Consider the following 17,497-nt stretch of genomic DNA (forward strand, 5'->3'; position numbering starts at 1 on the left):
AATATTGGAATTGAATACCTGTATATGAAATTTTAATAATATTTTAATTTAATATGTATGATATTGAAAAAACTAAAAAGCGAAATAATGGTACAATATAGGCAGATTGTGACTATTATTTGTACGCTTAGAATGAAAGATTGTGGAAAAAATGAACTATTCTGAAGTAGTGTTTTCACAATATAAAAATGATGGCAGGGTTATGCTTGTAGCAAATGATGCAAAAGTTGCTAAAAGATATGACTCCATAAATTACCAGTTATCAGAACAGTATAAATTTGAAAGAACGGAGAACATTTATTTAAAAGATGGCGATAGTAGCACGATTCGTTCTGGACTTCAGTTGGCCGTTTTGGTAAGTGATGGTAATAATGCTGATTTGACGTTTCCTGATGGTCAGAAGGAACTGGAAGAATTGTTCAATACGGTTCAGGTCATCAAGATTTTTTATTATGGATTTTTAGGAAAGATAGAAGACTGTAAGTGGGCATTTACTGGTGAAGATGAGAACAAGAAGTTGGATATTCTTCTTGGAAACTCCCATATAAAATATTCGTTTGTCAATATAAATATAGAAGATGATGCGGGAGATAATATCAAAGTCCTGAATGGGTATAAATATGTAGAAGCTGATATACCTGAGGAACTAAGAGGTTCAGATATTGTACTAAATAAATCGATATCTTCGGGGGAGGAATTTAATAAGGAGAAGAAGAAACTAGGGAAAGTAGTATTTGCAATCAAGGATAAAATTTCTGAAATAGAGTCAGGACCACATTTTGTAAATAAATACGAAGTGATAAAAGGCGGAGATGATGGAACGGAAATGGCGCAGCTTAATTATGACAAAAGAGTAAGTGCGTCTGATTATAAAAAAATAGAAGAATTAGATGAGTTATCTCGTTCCCCTTACAGATATAGGGTTGATCTAAAAAATAATGGTAATCCACTTGTATTTTATCTTGGACCAGTAGAGGTCAAGGATTTGGGAAGTGGAAATGAAATACTATCTTTTTATAGCGAAATGGGTAAAAGGCTTGCAACGTATAATGCGAAGGACAGATCTATAAATAATGATATTTCTTTGAGGAGGGAATTCAATATAAGTAGGTCTGTTTTGCATGATTTTAAAAACATTATAGGTACAGATGCAGGACTGGAAGGAGAGTTTAGAGAAGGATTAGTAGATCCCTTCCTAATCAATATATTTAAGCAGAGAAGAGCTGAAAGGCAAATAAAAGATATTGTTCTTACGATTCAAGAAAACCAGAATAATATAGTTGATGTACCCAGTGGGGAGAATGTAATTGTTCAGGGATGTGCTGGTTCTGGTAAAACGATGGTTATGATGCATCGCTTATCGAAGTTACATAATTGGGATAGAGCATATGATTCAAGCGATGCAGTGATAATAGGGCCAAGCAAACAATATAGGGAGTTCATGCGTGGACTTACTGAAGGACTGGCAATTTCTTCATTATCGCAGAATACTATTGAAGGTTATTATTTAGAGCTGATTGGAGAAATAAGTAAGGAATTTGTAATAAATAAGAGTATTAGAACTGAAAATGATATTAGTGAAGCGTTCTTGAGTTATATTTATTCTGAAGAGATGCTTAAAAATATTGACCTGGAGCTGATATTGCTTAGGCAAGATCAGGATGAATTTTGCGAAAGATTAAATACAGTTCTCGAGTCTTTTGGCGAAAAGGAAATATCAAATTCATATGAACTGTATGATTTTCAGAACTATCTTGCTGATACTACTACAATTATAAAAGAACGTATAGCAAAATCTAAGGATGCCCTGACCAGGTTAAGAGAACGAGTTAATAATTTAAAACAGCGATATTTTGATTTGGCGGACCATGAGATAAAGAAGGCCAAAGAAGATTACTTGGGTGAATTAAAAGAGGCGGTGAAAAAGGTCAGACGAATTCTTAAAGATGAGCAAGATTCGGATAATAGAGCAGTGATAAGAGAATTGCTTTCTACAGATGTGGACAATATGTCAGAGGATGCATGCAAATATTATTTGCTGCGGGCTGCACGATTTAGTGTCGATGCAAATCGGGAACTAAGAATATGTGAGAGGACTGAACGTAATATACTTGAATTAGAAAATGAGCTCGAAGAAAAGCCCAAAACTATTCAAGAGGCGGAAGAAGAATTAAAAAAAGCAGAACTTCAGCAAATATCTTCAGATAAAGAAGCCGAGGTTTCAGGAATACTTGAGGAAGCAAAAGAATATCGAAACTTAAAGACATATAACCGAATAGTCGGGAATTTGTTAAACGAGAAAGCAAAAGAATTAGGTATCAAGCGTCCAAAAGGATTTCATAGATATGATCTCTATCTGCGACTGCAGTATGTGATGAGGTTATATCAAAAGATGCCGTCAATACATAAATATATATGTATTGACGAAGGACAAGATATCTCTTTTATGGAATATCAGATGCTTGCATCGCTTGGTAAAGGAAAGAGTGTTTTTAATATTTATGGTGATACAAATCAGGTTTTAAATCATGGTCATGGTCTAAATGATTGGAGAAGCCTAAAGAAGCTGTTCGAATACAAACAGTTCTATTTAGATGAAAACTATAGGAATTCAAATCAGATTACGCATTATTGTAATAACGAGTTCTCTTTGTCGATGAAAGAAATTGGTATTGACTCTGCGCCGGTAAGAACGCTGTCTAGAACAGAATTTGAATTCGAAATAACAACAACAGATAAAGGAGCGAAGGATAGATGGGCAATCCTCTTGGCAAGGGAATATAACAAAAAAAGGTTTGCTGAAACTCTGCCTATAAACAATACATCAATAGATGAGATTGGAGAAGAACGAATATCTGTTATGTATGTTGATGAAGTAAGAGGGTTTGAATTTGATAAGGTCTATGTAATTAGAAACGGAATGTCTAGTAATATGGAATATGTTTCATATACTAGAGCTATTAATGAATTGGTTATTGTGGACTGGAAGTAATAATGAATGGATCAAGATTATATTCGATAAAAGAAATGCGAGAAATGATAGAAGGGATGCCTTCAGTATCATTTTTGAGGTTCTTGCGTGACACTAGTGATTCAATCAGAGAAATTGCCTTTTCATGGGTGGACGACGAAAATACTATTTCTGAAATAAAATCTAAGATGGAAGAAATAGAGGAGTTAGAGGCTGCTTATAGTGAGCAAGGCAGAATATTTGACATGGGAGATTTACTATCTGTTTTGCGGTCATATGCGAAAAGAGTTGAGTTGGATGAGATTAGAAAAGAGAGGGAATCATTAGAAAAGAGCAACGTAGAGGATATACAGACTGATGAAAATCAAGAAAAGCAAGATGTTCAGGAAGTGTCTGATACCTCAAGTGATTTTGAACGGGACAGTAGGGACGTTGAAAAAAAGAGTGAAGATTACGAGTATCCAGATATTGATATACAAAGTATCATAGATGACACTAATCTTTACCAATCGCAAGATTTTGGAAAACGAGTAAACATAGAAGAATTCGAATTATATATATGGCCAGAGTACTATTGCCCCATACATGGAGAATTGTTGGAGAAAATACAAGTTGTGGCAACATACGGGAAAGGCAAAAAGTTTGGTGTTATTGTGGACTGCTGTAAGAAATGTAAGAGATTATATGTTAGTCCATTTGAAGTAAATAGTATTGTGGAAGATATAAGACAAAAGAAGATTCCATACATAATAAAAAGGGTAAAATAAATCATGAAAAGAAACTATAATTGGGGATTTGGATTAATTGTATTATATATAGGCATGTTTGTTGTGTGCCAAATCTTGACTAATATAGATGGAGTTTCAAAAACCAGCAGACAGATCAATTATGGTCTGTTTATCATTGCGGGCTTGATTTTCATAGCGGCATTTATCTATTTTTCAAAAATATACAGAATTACAAAGGATCTTCATAAAGCAGCAAAAAAGATCAAAAGTGATTTTGATCAGAAAAATGCATATTTATGGGATGATTACAAGCAAATACCGCCAGAGTCGTTCTTTAAGGCAACGGAGCTTAGGTCTGCATATAAAGCATATAGCATTGAGGCTAAGCGTCTTGAGAGTAAAACAGGTGGGAGTTTTAGGTGTAACATAGAGGACTTCATTAATCGTGAATTGATAGATGTAACGATTAAGAAGAATCTGTTCAATTTAGTGCCAGGAACTATGACTGGATTGGGAATATTGGGTACTTTCCTGGGACTGTCATTGGGACTTCAGGAGTTTAATACTGGTAGCGCTGCGGAAATTTCGGAAAGTATAGCTCCACTTATGGATGGAATTAAAGTGGCATTTCATACCTCCATATATGGTATGGTTTTTTCATTAGTCTTCAATTTCCTTTATAAACAGATAATTGAAGATGCTTATAGTAGATTAGGACAGTTTTTGGATGCATTCGATTACTATGTAATCAGTGATTCATATTATGAGAATAATAGTAGCTTGTATAACATTTTAAAACAGATTCCTAACGACATAGGTCAGCAGATTATGGTGGTGCTGGAACCTGCATTTACAACAATGAATGAAACACTAAAGACTTTCTCAAGGGAAGTTAATGAAACCCAGATGGAGGGAGTCTCTCAAATTGTTGACAAGTTTGTAGAACAAATGAATCAGTCATTAGGTGAAAATTTTGCTCATTTGGGTGAAACAATAGAGAAGACATGCCAGCTGCAAAACGAGAACAATGATTATATGCAAGATATTCTCATTAAAGTTGGAGATATGACAAGTAATCTTATGACGATTAATGAAATGTCTGAGAAGACAATTGAGAGCTTGTCTGGATACATAGAGAAAGTAGAGAAACTTCAAAAAGTAATAAATGATAACTTTATGAGTGTTAATATTCAGCTTGAGTCTCAGAATGAGATGAATGCTAAGCTGAATGAATATATACAAGTATTAACAGAACATGAAAAACAGATGTCAGAAGCTGCAGGTAGCTTGGCAAAAGATATGGCTCTTCAGATAGAAAATCTTGATAAGCTTGAAAAAGATTTGTCTGAGGGTACTAGAGAGAATATGCAGTTGTTATTACAAAAGGCCGAAGAATATAGTAATAGTTTGGCGGAAGTGGCTAAAAAGCAGATACAAGAAGTTATTAATCTCTCTAATAGCAGGACTATGGATATGAATCAAGCTGCGCAGGAACTCTCAAAGGCTTCTGCTGAGTTTGATACGAAGCTTTCAACTTCATTAGATAGGACATTTGATACCTTCGATAGTAACCTGGCTGAAATTGCAAAGCATTTAAGTGGAACGATTTCAGAAGTCGAGGCTACTACAGATAAAGTACCACAAGTGGTGGTGGCTGCATATGATGGAATGGAGAAATCATTTACAGAGATGAGGACAAATCTTGAAGCGCTTATTCATTCATTAGATATTATGCAGAGGAATCTGCCAAGACTTGTTGATAAATTTGATGACAAGAAGTGAGGAAGATGATGTCTAGAAAAAGGCATGAAACAATAGATGAAGAAACAACATACTGGTTATCATATTCAGACATGATGGCAGCACTTTTGCTTACTTTTGTTCTGATTATTTCTTTTACTATGTTACAGGCAAAACGACTGTATGAAGAAAAGGAATCGGAGTTGGAGCAACAACATGAACTTTTGGCAGAGCAGCAGGAAAAGCTGGATGAGCAGCAGATTAAGCTCGATGAACAAAAAAAGATCATGGAAAAGCAACAAGAACAGCTGGATAAAATTATTGGAGTGAGATCCAACCTTGTAGAAGCGTTAAAGGAAGAATTTGATGGATCTGATCTTAAAGTATCAATCGATCCGAATACTGGTGCAATAACATTGGATTCTAGTATCTTATTTGATGTAAATAAATGGGATATAAAAGAGTCAGGACAGGCATTTTTGGAAAACTTTTTACCGCGTTACATTGGGGTATTGCTAAAGCCGGAATTCAAGTCATATGTTTCCGAAATAATAATTGAGGGGCATACGGATACAAATGGTAGTTATATGCATAATCTAGAACTGTCTCAGGATCGTGCTTTATCAGTTGCAAGGTTTTGCTTGATGGATGAGAGCACTGTTCTTAATGCCCGTGAAATAGAAGAATTAAGGCCAATCTTGACAGCCAATGGAAGATCTTTTAGTGATCCAGTTTATGGGGCTGATGGTAATGTGGATTTAGCAGCATCACGAAGAGTTGAGTTTAAATTTAGACTTACAGATGAAGAGATGGTAACAGAGATGATGGAGCTATTATCTTCAAATTAATAAGGACATTTATGGAATATACTTATACCCCTAAAAGACTGCTTCAGGCGGTGGAAGATATTAAAATACAGCATCCATTAGAGCAAGAGATTCCCCAAATTTCTCAGGATCAAAGTCTCTTTGAACTAATAACTAGGCTTGCTAAATTGGAATTGTATCAAGTAAAGGTAAATGCCATTGCATTATCGGATTTAGATGCTGCTAGGGTTGCTGGATATCTACCATTTAATTATTACAATGTTAATATGAAAAATCTATTTTTGATTTTTAACTATCGGTCAAATGATAGATTATGCAAGATATTGTTTAATCAATGGCAGGATTCTTTTTATAATCGCGATTGTAATGCTTTTATTACTGAGCTGCTCAATATGGATGAGAAATTTATAATGATGATTCGAGGATGTCATTATAAAGAGGATGAATTCTCTAAGGCACTGGAAGGGAATCATATTATACTTCTTTTGATAAAGAAGTTGAAATCAACACCATTCCCTGTCGGAACGGAGCTTGGAGAAAAACTTCAGTACTGGGGCATAAGGACAGATAGTAAATTGTTTCGAGCTATTAAATTCTTGTTTTATACCTTTTGTGAGAAAGAGGATTATCTTGCAATAACTAAAGGAGAACTTCTTTCTACAGTAAGAAGATATGCTGAAAAGGATCAGGAGGTATTAAAGAAGTTCTTAATTAATTTTATATCAAAATTTGAACATCGTGAATTAGAGAATTACCCAGAGTTAGCGTCATTTCTTGTTACACAGACGGGTGAAGTAAATACGGATAAGTTTAAAAACTTCTTCGAGGGTGTAGATTATTCGATAGTCAAAAAGTATATAAACTGGATAAACATAAAGATTATTAATGAAGTATTTGGCTATGATGAGAGAAGTAGATTTTGGAAACAATATGAATACTTGTCAGTCAGAAAATATTATAGAAGTAATTCTGTTGTGATGGAAATGGAAAAATACTATGCAGTAGAATTCCTTGGGAAAGCTATGGGGCCGATATACATCTATAAGAAAGAGGTATTTGACAGTCAAGTAAGAAAATGGTTTGTATATAACAATAATTCTGAAGTGAGATCGCTGCTATTTAATAACCAGGATTTATGTGTGCTCAGGCGTGCACATAATTCGGGTTGGGAGAGAGAAATAAACAGATATCTTATATCTAACCATATGACACAAAAGATAGTGGTATAGAGGGTGTGCGATGAAATGTATAAGGTGTGGTGCTGAATGGAAATCTAGTAATATGCATCCTCCAATGAAAAAATGTCCGGTGTGTGGAAACGATTTTGATAAAAATAGAGGGCAAAGAGTCTTTTCATCAGAGGGTGAACTTATCTATGTACTAAGAAAAGAGGAAGGAAAGACTATCGTTTCTGAACCTAAGAGGGTATTTGCTTTTTTAAACGATTATTTTCCAATGAATGAGGGATTTCGAAATCAGTATCTTGCACTGTATGATAAAGGTTTTGCTGATACAGTATCGCAATACTTTTCTGGTTCTTTGCAAAACAAAGACATATCTGATTTTGTGCAATCTAATTCTAACGATGATGCTTTTGTTGATGCAATTCTTTTTTCCTTAAGTGTGGTTGAGTCTAATGGAACAGATTTCAATGATCCGAAGTATTGGATGAATGTTTTGAATCAGTTATCAAGTGATGAGTATAAATCAACAGTATTAAAGCATGCATCTGAGCTATCTGATGATTCAACTATATCGGAGAAAATCATTGAATTAGAGTTAAACAGTGGAGATATTAAGCGAGCTGCAGAAAAATTAGAAGAATTGGCATCAAAGGGTAATCCAGATGCACTTTATAAGATAGCAACAATGTACTTAGAAGGGGAGTATTACGAGAAGAATTTAAAAAAAGCAGTATCACTATACAAACTATCTGCGGATAAAGGGAATGTCGAAGCTGAATATCGACTCGGGGTTATAAGTGAGGATTGCAATGAGGTCGAACTAGATGATTGTATCAGCTATCTAAAAAGAGCTTCCGATAAGGACCATATACAAGCGCAGTGTAGACTTTATAGTACTTTGTATAAGGATGATAAATCAAAGATAGAGGCAATTGGATACTTAAAAAAAGCGGCATTCCAAAATTACCCGCCTGCCATGTATGAGTATGCTATGCATTTGCTATATGGAGACGAAGTTGAAAAGGACATTGAGTCTGCTATAAGATTTTTACAAACAAGCGCAGACGGAGGCGATAAGGATGCAATCAGTAAATTAGTTTATTTATATACAACAGGGTATGAAGTTGAGCGTGATGAAGAAAAAGCAAATCATTATAGGAAAATGATAGAGAGGTAATAGAGATGGGCTTTTTTGATTGGCTTTTTGGCACACCCAAACCTGCAACGCCGAATGTGCAGTCGATTTTACCGGACATTGCGAAGAATGAAATAATGAATGGAAGGCTTCCACATATTAATCCTGACAAATTGTTTTTGAAAAGAGGCGAGATATGTCATTATGCGGATAAAGCAATGTTGGAGGTTACTAAAACTAAAAAGACTATAAATTCGAGACACGTAGGACATAGCGTTCCGGGGCTTTTAAAAGGAAATAGATGGAATATGGGAAGAACGGTTTCATCTATAGACGAGGCTGTAGAAGTCAACGAGTATAAGGGGATTTTATATATAACTAATAAGCGGATTGTATTTAATTCAAAAGGCATGGGGTTTGATAAGCAGTTTCAATATTTGTCTGCGTTCAATCCTTATGCTAACGGAATAGAACTTCAATATGGAGCAACAATCTATAGGTTGTTTGTCCCTGACGGTAATGTAGTATATCGCGTAATTCAAATGCTTCAGTAGTAGGAGGTATCTAAGTGGAAGGATTATTAAAAAAAGGGCAGCAACTACAGAGCTATAGTAATAACAACATAGTTTATGTTGTAGGCGATTGTTTAGGCGCTGGCGGACAAGGTGAGGTTTACGTTGTGGATTCTCCTACGGGGAAAAAGGCTTTGAAGTGGTATTTTAAAGCTACAAGTACTGCTGAGCAAAAGAATACCATAATGAATTTGGTTCAAGATGGAAGCCCAAGTAAAAATTTTCTTTGGCCAGAAGATTTCATTGTCAGTAATGATGGTACGTTTGGCTATATCATGGAATTAAGGCCTAAAGAATATAGAAATATCCCAGATTTATTAAATAGAAGAATCGAACCTGATCCGACTTTTGAGAAGCTTATTCTTGCAATTTATAATATGGCAAAAGAGTATGAAGAGCTTCACAAAAAGGGCTATAGTTATAAAGATATATCGGAACAAAATATTTTCTTTAAACCGGATACTGGGGATGTATTGGTTTGTGACAATGATAATGTTTCAGGTGATGGACTAGATGATAGTGGAGTGTATGGAACTATGAGATATATGGCACCTGAAATTGTAAGAGGCGAGGCATCTCCTAATAGGAATACAGATTTATATTCACTTGCAGTACTTATTTTTTGTATGCTGTTTATAAGTCATCCTTTGGAAGGGAAGAATGAGGCGAGTATTCACGCATTGGATGAAAATGCATTAAAAGGATTATTTGGAAAACATCCAGTTTTTATTTTTGATCCTAATAATGATGAGAATAGGCCTGTTCCGGGAATTCATGATAATGCAAATATTTATTGGAACCTTTATCCACAATTTCTTAAGGACAAATTCATCACTGCATTTACAGATGGCTTGACTGATCCTAACGCTAGAATTGTTGAGAAAGAATGGCGCGATACAAGTATAAGATTGCTGGATAGCATAATGATATGCCCGGTGTGTGGAGCGGAAGTTTTCTTCGATGAGGAAAAAGATGTACATGGGCAGCCGCATATATGTTGGGGATGTGGAAATACGATTACTGCACCTCCGCAGATTAGAATCGGAAAACATAGAATACTTTTGAATCTTACCACAAAGATAAATGAGCATCATATTAAAAACAATTACAATATTTCCAAAACGGTAGCCAGCATATCTCAAAACCCCAAGAATCCGAGTCAATGGGGACTGAAGAACGAAAGTGATGCGCCGTGGACTTATATAAGAAATGATGGTTCTCAGGTTATCGTAGCGCCAGGGCAAAGTGCAGCGTTGGTTTCTGGAACAAAAATCAACTTTGGTCAGATAGAAGGAACCATTTAAAAGAAATAATAAACAATTTTAATGAAATTGAGGGTTATAAACGTTCAAGGAGGTGTAAAAAATGAGTGAAATGATACGTCGACCCGGTGGTGAAATGGCTAAACGCCCTTTGAATTTCTTTTGGGTAGTGGATTGCTCTGGTTCTATGAGCGTAGAAAACAAAATGCAGCAGGTTAATTATGCCATTCAGTCTACTATTCCTGATATGAGAGAAGCTGCTAAAGACAATACAAATGCACAGTTATATGTGCAAGCGATGCAGTTTTCTACTGGGGCAACTTGGCTCACAACGCAACCTGAAGAAATAGAGACATACCAATGGCGAGATATGACTGCTAGTGGTGTTACTGATTTGGGAAAAGCATTTGAATTATTATGTGGTCAGTTAAGTATTCCTCCTATGTCTGATAGGGCATTACCACCAGTTATTGTTTTACTTTCTGATGGACAACCTACTGACTCCTACCGAAGTCAGCTGGATCAACTTTTGAATATGCCATGGGGAAAGAAGGCGGTTAGGATTGCCATTGCCATTGGAAGAGATGCTGACAGATCGGTATTAGAGGAATTTACTGGAAATAAGGAACTCGTTTTAGATGCAAATAATCCGCAGGCGTTGGTTGCTATGATTAAATGGGCATCTACAGTAGCAAAACAGGTTTCCACACCTGCAAGCAGAAGGGCGAATGTTGAAACTTCTACACCATCTGGGGCACCTTCAAGCGTGCAAACTGGACCAGTAACAATAGATTTGGCAGTACCGGATGATTTTGGGGATGATGTGTGGTAATTGTGAGGTGTGCCTATGAGGGTTGTTAAAGTAAATGCTTCTGCTATGGGAGCATCTCATAAGCGTAGTAAGAATCCAAAATGTCAGGACGCGAATCTTGTAAAGACTCTTCCTGACCATACTATTGTTGCTTGTATTGCAGACGGACACGGAAGTGAGAAATGTCGCTTTAGCGATAGAGGAGCGCGTTTTGCTGTAGAAGCATTCTATGAGTTGGTAAGGAAATATTATTCTAATGCTGATGGAAATCATGATAGTATGATGCAGCATTTGAAAAAAAGTGAGACGACAAAGTTTGTGCAGCTCTTTCATACCATATGGAAGCGGAAAATAAAGAATTCTTATGATCAGATTCGTAAAGCATATACTGATTTGAGTCAAATCAAGGAAGTTAATCCGGAATTATACGGAACAACTTTTATTGGAATGATTATTGCTTCTGATTTTGTTTATGGTCTTCAGATTGGGGATGGTGATATGGCTTTTGTGGACAAGAGAGGATATCAGGTGGTTATTAGACCTGATAAATTTCTGGGAGTTGAGACATATTCAATGTCTGAAGATGAGCCATGGAGACATGCAAAGTCATATTTACAGGAAGTTGAATTTGATTCAAATATACCATTTATGTATATTCTGACCACGGATGGATTTGCAAACAGTTTTAAGGATGATGAGCAGTATCAAATATCTTGCGTCGATTATTTTAATACCATATGCAAATATGGTCAGAAGGCTGTACAGACTAATTTGGAAGAATGGTTATCACAGACTAGCGAAGAAGGGTGCGGAGATGACATAACACTAGTAGCTGTAGGTGGAATAGAGGATGAAGATGATAACGAAACTGATGATGAAGGCGATGTAAGTGCAACGGATAATGGTGATGATGCGGACATTTAGCATTTGTTTTGAGGTGCTTTAGTATTTGCCGGGTACAAAACCATTTTCAAGGGCAATAATATGCATTTCACGCAATCTACCTCTATCCCAAAGATTGACATCGGTCATTCGTGCTGTTTCATAAGCTGCTTTGGTAAAGTAACTGTTTGTCATGACAATTGCCTTATTACATTTATAGAAAATCTTCCCGGACACAACTTCTTGAACAGCGTGATTCCCAACATTTCCAGAATATTTTTTACATTGAATTGCGTAGGAGAGGCTACTTTTTTGACATAATATGTCAACACCAAAGTCTCCGCTACCAGAAGTAACCTGTATATTACTGAAACCATTGTATCTAAGTAAGTCAGCACAATAGTATTCAAAGCTATGACCTTCAATAGAGTCTATATCGAATTTAGTAGAAAAAGAGGATTTAGCGGTCATCGTTGATGAGGAAGAGAGCGGCAGATTTGACGTGGTGGGTAGTAAACCATCAGAGCGTAATTGGGCAATAATAGATTCAGCCTCAGACTGAGATATTTTCATCTCAACCTGAAGAAGGCTGACGGATGGATTATTGTATCTTTTTATTATATTTAATGCAGTCTGCAAATTTGAATTCATATAGGGTCTTCTTATGTGTTGGAGGGTATATGATTAATGATCATTATTATTATCATAAACTGAATGGCATTGAACAGGAAGCGTATAAGGTCATATATAAGGCGATAACGCAACGTGAGAAAGAGGCCATTTTTTGTTCTCCGAATCTCTCGATGGAAGATGTTTTCAATATCTATAAAGCAATTATATTAGATAATCCACATTTGTACTATATCGACTATGGAAATATTATGGTATCAAAAGATTCTAATGGAATGATACGGGCGCAAATAAGACAGGTATATTCAGAGGAACAGTGCAAAAAACTAGATGGATTACTTGAGAAATATGCCAAAACCATTTTACAAAAAATTGATTTTACAGGTAAAGATGTGTCTGAGCAAATACATGCAGTCCATGATTTGCTAGCTTCGAATGTTGTATATGATCATGATGTTGCTGAAGAACGAGCAGCTGTGGAAGATATACATTTTTCGCATACAATATTGGGTGTTATTTTAAGAAAAAAGGCAGTGTGTGATGGTATAGCAAAATCTTTTAAATATCTTTTAAATGCTATAGGAATTAGATGCATAGTGGTCACCGGGAACGCTGATAATGATATGTATAATAATGAAGACCATGCGTGGAATATAGTAAAGATAGGCGAACATAGTTACCATATTGATGTTACAAATGATACAAATAGCACTGAAAGTGGGTTTATATGTCAGGATTATTATTGTCTAAATGATGAGCTGATAAATAGAGATCATTCAAATTACAAAGGTATGCCCATTTGTGATAGCCTAGAAGAAAACATGTTTTATAAAAATGGGGCGATAATTAAAAACAATGACGATATGGATGTTTTTATCAAAAACAAACTGGCTTCTGGATCCAATCGCGCATATTTTATGCTGGATTATGTAGATGATATGGTAAGAGTAGCGAATGATATTCAAGAATCTGTAGCTGGTTATATCATGCAAAAAGGAACAAAAGCTAAAATATTTACTGTTTCTAATGAGAAAATGCGAACGGTTATGTTAACAGTTGAAGAGTTTTAATTACCAGAATGGTAGAAGGATACCTATGAAAGACTATTGGATTTATGGAATAGGATTCTTTATTGCGACACTTGTGATTCAGTATTTTGCGTTTCGGGTTCGAAAAGGTAAAAAGGATAACTGGGCCATCATGACCGGAGAAACGGCAGTGATCGCTATATGCTTAATAGGAATTTTAGAACATAATGAAATACATTATGCTTCTATTATAGGCTTTGTATTGGCAGATTTGATAGGAAAAGCAGCAGGGTTGCACTGAAAATGGAGACTGTGTTTTAGACTTGTTTCTGGTAATGAATGATTTGTTATATTATTCCTTTATGATATTTCTGATAGAATAGTTCAAATGTCGGGGATTTAAGTAAGTATATAGTTGCACCTCGTGTTTTGAAGGAGATATAATTTATTCACATATTTTTGTAGCAGAGGTGTGAATATGAAGCGAATTGTTACTAGAGTAATGGTTGTTGCGGTTTGTATGTTGTGCTTTGTTAGCTTTGATAGCCATGCATATAAACATTCTTATAGTGAATATAAGCAGGCAAAAGAAAAGGCCTACCAGCAGTATCAAAAAGAGAAGGAAGAAAGCTATCAACGTAATCGTGGTAAGAGCTACTCTGAAAGAAGAGCAGACTACGAGGCTGTTCATGATAGAGGTATAGCAAATTATGAGAAAGTATACCAATATTATCATGATGGAACAGGAAGCGCATATGTAAGTGGTAGTAGTAATACTACGGTTGGGCAGGCTTCAACGAGTACTGTTTCTAATTATGTGAGTCCTAATATTTCAGATATTACAAAAGTGACTGACAAAGCTCAGATTATTGCTGTGTATGATGAAAATTATTATTTAAGCAATAATCCTGATGTTGCACAGTCAACCGGTGGTGATTCTGCAGCAACTTTACAGCATTTTCTTAAGTATGGAATCAAGGAGGGACGTGCTGGAAATGCAGAATTTAATGTAAGCATTTATAGAGCCAAAAATGCAGACCTTGATGCGGCATTTGGTGATGATCTTGCAAAATACTATCAGCATTATGTGAATAATGGGAAATTAGAGAACCGAGTAGCACACTAATTTAAATTAAGGATAAGGGTATATAAGGGTTACGGAATGCAACCGACTGGTTGCGTTTCGTAACCTTTTCTATTGCGTTTATTTTTTCTGCTTAATATAATCAGCTTAATCAGAGTCGACACTGATAGGAGCAGAGATTATGGATGAAACTGATAAGAAAATCTTGGATATGATCAAGGGTAATGCCCGCATGAGTTTCCAGGAGATTGGTAATCAGCTGGGTATTTCCCGGGTGGCTGCAAAGAAAAGGGTTGATAAGCTCGAGAAGGCAGGAATTATTCGCGGCTATAATACCTATATCAAGAGAGATGATGAGATAACCATGTTATTTGATATCATCACTGCAGAGGGAGCCTTTGAAAGAGTCTTGGAATATGTAGCAACGCGGACAGCTTATGTGCGTCAGATTGTTACTACTCATAAAGAAAATCATATTCATATGGTGGCAGTATCAGATTCTTCTAAAAATCTCAAGTATTTGGCCAAGATGATTGACAAGGACTGCGGAGATGATATTAAAGAGCTACATGTTCGCCAGGTCCAGGAGGTCATCAAGGACGTTTATGGAGGAATTAAATATGAACCAGGATCAGTGTCGAACACTAGCGCAGATAATGGAAACAATGGCAGGCTATAGAGTTCACGAGAAAAAAGGAGGAAAATTTTATTTCAACCTGTATCTGAGTAATAGTATGAGTGAAGCGCCAATAGAGGCTCTGGAGCTTGGAGTCCGGTCATATAACTCATTGAAAAGAGCCGGTTATACAAATATCGGAGAATTAGCCGAGGCAATAGCCGATGGTATCGATCTCAATAAGATAAGAAACTGCGGTGCTAAAAGTAGCAGAGAAATAATGGAAAAATTATTTATATATCAGTTTAATGTGCTCCCACAAGGCAGGCGAGAACAATATGTTAAAGATGTAATGCTGCTTAATGCAAGGAAACATGAATATGGAGAAGTATAAGAAAGCATATAAGAATGGGGTGTTCTATAACCATTGGGATAGGAGGATTTATCTATGATCGGAGGATACGCTGTTTGGGATACACATATTCATATAATTCCAGGAGTTGATGATGGAGCTAGGACTACAGAAGAAGCTATTGAAATGCTGAGAATGGAGTATAGACAAGGTGTGGACTGTGTTTATGCGACTCCTCATAGTTTGGCATTTGACCATAACGCAGAATTTGTGCAGAAGAAATACGAGGAACTTAAAAGAGCGATTGAAGGAGCAAGGATTAATATTCAACTTATGGGGCTTGGATGTGAAGTTTTTTGCCATCCTGGGAATATTACTGAATGCATAAAGAAAATAAAAGATGGTGTTTATCCCACTCTGTCACAATATGTTCTTACGGAGCTGCCTACATATGGTATAAGTATAAATGATGTTATGATATGTCTGGATAAGATAATTGATGCAGGATATGTTCCGGTTTTATCACATGTTGAAAGATATGAGTTTTCTGATATTAAAAGTATTGCATTTCTAAGAGATAAAGGTGTTCAGATTCAGGTAAACGCATACAGTCTTACAAATGGTGCATCGTCAGCAAAGAGAAAACTTACTACTGAACTTGTAAAATATGGAATGGTGGATTTTGTAGGAAGTGATGCACATAGACTTGACCATAGACCGCCTGTTGTTGAAGAGGGGGTAAAGAGAATAATAGAGCTGACTTCAGATGTAGATGCAATGCTGATATTAGCCGCAAACCCTAAGCAGAGATTGCTAAGAGGAGAGTAAGGTTTACTTAGAGAACTCAGGGTAATAACAACTCTGCGGAAAGTATCCGCTCAGAGATTGAGTATGCCAAAGAATATGGAAAAATGCAGAATATTTAAATACTGGCGAATAAAATAATGTTGGGGATTTTGTAACAATGAAGGATTTTGAAAGACTTAAGAAGGAATGCTTGGATGAGATTGCAGATTTGGGCATCGAGACAGGACAGATAAAAGAATGGACGATAAATACCCAGGCAAGGAGCAGGTGGGGGCAGTGCAAAAAGAATAAGGATGGAACATATTCTATACAGATAGCTGACCGCCTTCTTGCAGATAATCGTATATCTGAAAAGGCATGTAAGGAGACTATTATTCATGAGCTTTTGCATACATGTAAGGATTGTATGAAGCACACTGGAAAATGGAAGGCTTATGCTCAGGAGATGAATGAGGAGTATGGTTATAACATTAAGCGAACAACAAGTGGTAATGAAAAAGGTGTCGAGAACTATAAGCCTAAGAGAATGTCCGTTAAGTATGTATTTACCTGCGGGGGCTGTGGCGCAACAATCTACAGGAAACGTATGAGTAAGTTTACCAGGTATTACAGGAATTACCGGTGTACAAGGTGCGGAGCAATTGCCTGGAGAAGGCAGACTGTTGCGAGTAGACCTGCTTGATACAGTGTAATTGATGAAAAGCAATGAGTTCTTTCTGAGCTGGGAAATATAAAAATCCCAGCTCTATTTTTGTAGGAATAGCAGGGCAATGGTTTATAATGTTCATATGTGATTTTGGGAAGCCCCGATGAGGTCAGGTATGAAGGAGATAATGGAAAGTAATAAGACGACCAAGGAAAAAATGTT

The 17,497-nt window shown here is 36.1% G+C and carries 18 protein-coding genes; 17 read left to right on the forward strand and 1 reads right to left on the reverse strand.

Features of this window, described 5'->3' with window-relative positions; genetic code table 11:
- The first annotated feature begins 151 nt into the window (after positions 1–151).
- The 10 genes from BV60_RS0102555 to BV60_RS0102600 all read left to right on the forward strand — a co-directional run bounded on the left by BV60_RS0102555 (position 152) and on the right by BV60_RS0102600 (position 12,154).
- The gene (locus BV60_RS0102555) at positions 152–2,992 is read left to right on the forward strand and encodes a UvrD-helicase domain-containing protein (protein WP_029319282.1); all 2,841 of its coding nucleotides are present in this window, start codon (positions 152–154) and stop codon (positions 2,990–2,992) included.
- Positions 2,993–2,994: 2 nt separating this feature from the next.
- On the forward strand, positions 2,995–3,738 hold the full coding sequence (locus BV60_RS0102560; protein WP_029319283.1) for a hypothetical protein: 744 nt from the start codon (positions 2,995–2,997) through the stop codon (positions 3,736–3,738).
- A 3-nt stretch (positions 3,739–3,741) separates the two neighbouring features.
- The gene (locus tag BV60_RS21570; protein ID WP_051656468.1) at positions 3,742–5,481 is read left to right on the forward strand and encodes a MotA/TolQ/ExbB proton channel family protein; all 1,740 of its coding nucleotides are present in this window, start codon (positions 3,742–3,744) and stop codon (positions 5,479–5,481) included.
- An 8-nt stretch (positions 5,482–5,489) separates the two neighbouring features.
- Positions 5,490–6,287, forward strand: a complete 798-nt coding sequence (locus BV60_RS0102570; protein ID WP_029319287.1) for an OmpA family protein — start codon at positions 5,490–5,492, stop codon at positions 6,285–6,287.
- A gap of 11 nt (positions 6,288–6,298) precedes the next feature.
- On the forward strand, positions 6,299–7,495 hold the full coding sequence (locus BV60_RS0102575) for a hypothetical protein (protein ID WP_029319289.1): 1,197 nt from the start codon (positions 6,299–6,301) through the stop codon (positions 7,493–7,495).
- Between the two features lie 10 nt (positions 7,496–7,505).
- Positions 7,506–8,627 carry a tetratricopeptide repeat protein gene (locus BV60_RS0102580; protein WP_029319291.1) on the forward strand — a complete coding sequence of 374 codons (1,122 nt, stop codon included), beginning with the start codon at positions 7,506–7,508 and terminating at the stop codon, positions 8,625–8,627.
- Positions 8,628–8,632: 5 nt separating this feature from the next.
- A complete protein-coding gene (locus BV60_RS0102585) occupies positions 8,633–9,139 on the forward strand; it encodes a hypothetical protein (protein WP_029319294.1) in 507 nt (168 codons plus the stop codon).
- A gap of 14 nt (positions 9,140–9,153) precedes the next feature.
- Positions 9,154–10,461 carry a serine/threonine protein kinase gene (locus BV60_RS0102590; protein ID WP_029319295.1) on the forward strand — a complete coding sequence of 436 codons (1,308 nt, stop codon included), beginning with the start codon at positions 9,154–9,156 and terminating at the stop codon, positions 10,459–10,461.
- Positions 10,462–10,522: 61 nt separating this feature from the next.
- A complete protein-coding gene (locus tag BV60_RS0102595; RefSeq protein WP_029319297.1) occupies positions 10,523–11,251 on the forward strand; it encodes a vWA domain-containing protein in 729 nt (242 codons plus the stop codon).
- A 15-nt stretch (positions 11,252–11,266) separates the two neighbouring features.
- Entirely contained in the window at positions 11,267–12,154 is an 888-nt protein-coding gene (locus BV60_RS0102600) for a PP2C family serine/threonine-protein phosphatase (protein WP_029319299.1), read from the forward strand.
- Between the two features lie 18 nt (positions 12,155–12,172).
- Here the strand turns inward: BV60_RS0102600 and BV60_RS21575 are convergent, their stop codons facing one another.
- The gene (locus tag BV60_RS21575; RefSeq protein ID WP_051656469.1) at positions 12,173–12,763 is read right to left on the reverse strand and encodes a restriction endonuclease; all 591 of its coding nucleotides are present in this window, start codon (positions 12,761–12,763) and stop codon (positions 12,173–12,175) included.
- A gap of 29 nt (positions 12,764–12,792) precedes the next feature.
- Here BV60_RS21575 and BV60_RS0102610 point away from each other — a divergent pair, with 29 nt between their 5' ends.
- The 7 genes from BV60_RS0102610 (at position 12,793) to BV60_RS21590 (ending at position 17,311) form a co-directional block, all read left to right on the forward strand.
- Positions 12,793–13,812 (forward strand): transglutaminase domain-containing protein, encoded by a 1,020-nt coding sequence (locus BV60_RS0102610; protein WP_029319303.1) that lies wholly within the window; start codon positions 12,793–12,795, stop codon positions 13,810–13,812.
- A 25-nt stretch (positions 13,813–13,837) separates the two neighbouring features.
- Positions 13,838–14,071, forward strand: a complete 234-nt coding sequence (locus BV60_RS0102615; RefSeq protein WP_029319304.1) for a hypothetical protein — start codon at positions 13,838–13,840, stop codon at positions 14,069–14,071.
- Positions 14,072–14,248: 177 nt separating this feature from the next.
- Positions 14,249–14,896, forward strand: a complete 648-nt coding sequence (locus BV60_RS21580) for a hypothetical protein (RefSeq protein ID WP_051656470.1) — start codon at positions 14,249–14,251, stop codon at positions 14,894–14,896.
- A gap of 139 nt (positions 14,897–15,035) precedes the next feature.
- Positions 15,036–15,533: an Lrp/AsnC family transcriptional regulator gene (locus BV60_RS21585; RefSeq protein WP_051656471.1), complete on the forward strand. Its 498-nt coding sequence runs from the start codon at positions 15,036–15,038 to the stop codon at positions 15,531–15,533.
- Positions 15,520–15,864, forward strand: a complete 345-nt coding sequence (locus BV60_RS22555; protein WP_197029510.1) for a DNA-directed RNA polymerase subunit alpha C-terminal domain-containing protein — start codon at positions 15,520–15,522, stop codon at positions 15,862–15,864. Before BV60_RS21585 ends, BV60_RS22555 begins: the two co-directional genes overlap by 14 nt.
- Before the next feature lie 54 nt (positions 15,865–15,918).
- Positions 15,919–16,650, forward strand: coding sequence for a tyrosine-protein phosphatase (locus tag BV60_RS0102635; RefSeq protein ID WP_029319309.1), 732 nt, complete (start codon positions 15,919–15,921; stop codon positions 16,648–16,650).
- 136 nt (positions 16,651–16,786) lie between these two features.
- Positions 16,787–17,311 carry a SprT-like domain-containing protein gene (locus tag BV60_RS21590; RefSeq protein ID WP_051656472.1) on the forward strand — a complete coding sequence of 175 codons (525 nt, stop codon included), beginning with the start codon at positions 16,787–16,789 and terminating at the stop codon, positions 17,309–17,311.
- Positions 17,312–17,497: the final 186 nt, after the last annotated feature.

The sequence above is a fragment of the Butyrivibrio sp. AE3004 genome (assembly GCF_000703165.1).
GTDB lineage: Bacteria > Bacillota > Clostridia > Lachnospirales > Lachnospiraceae > Butyrivibrio.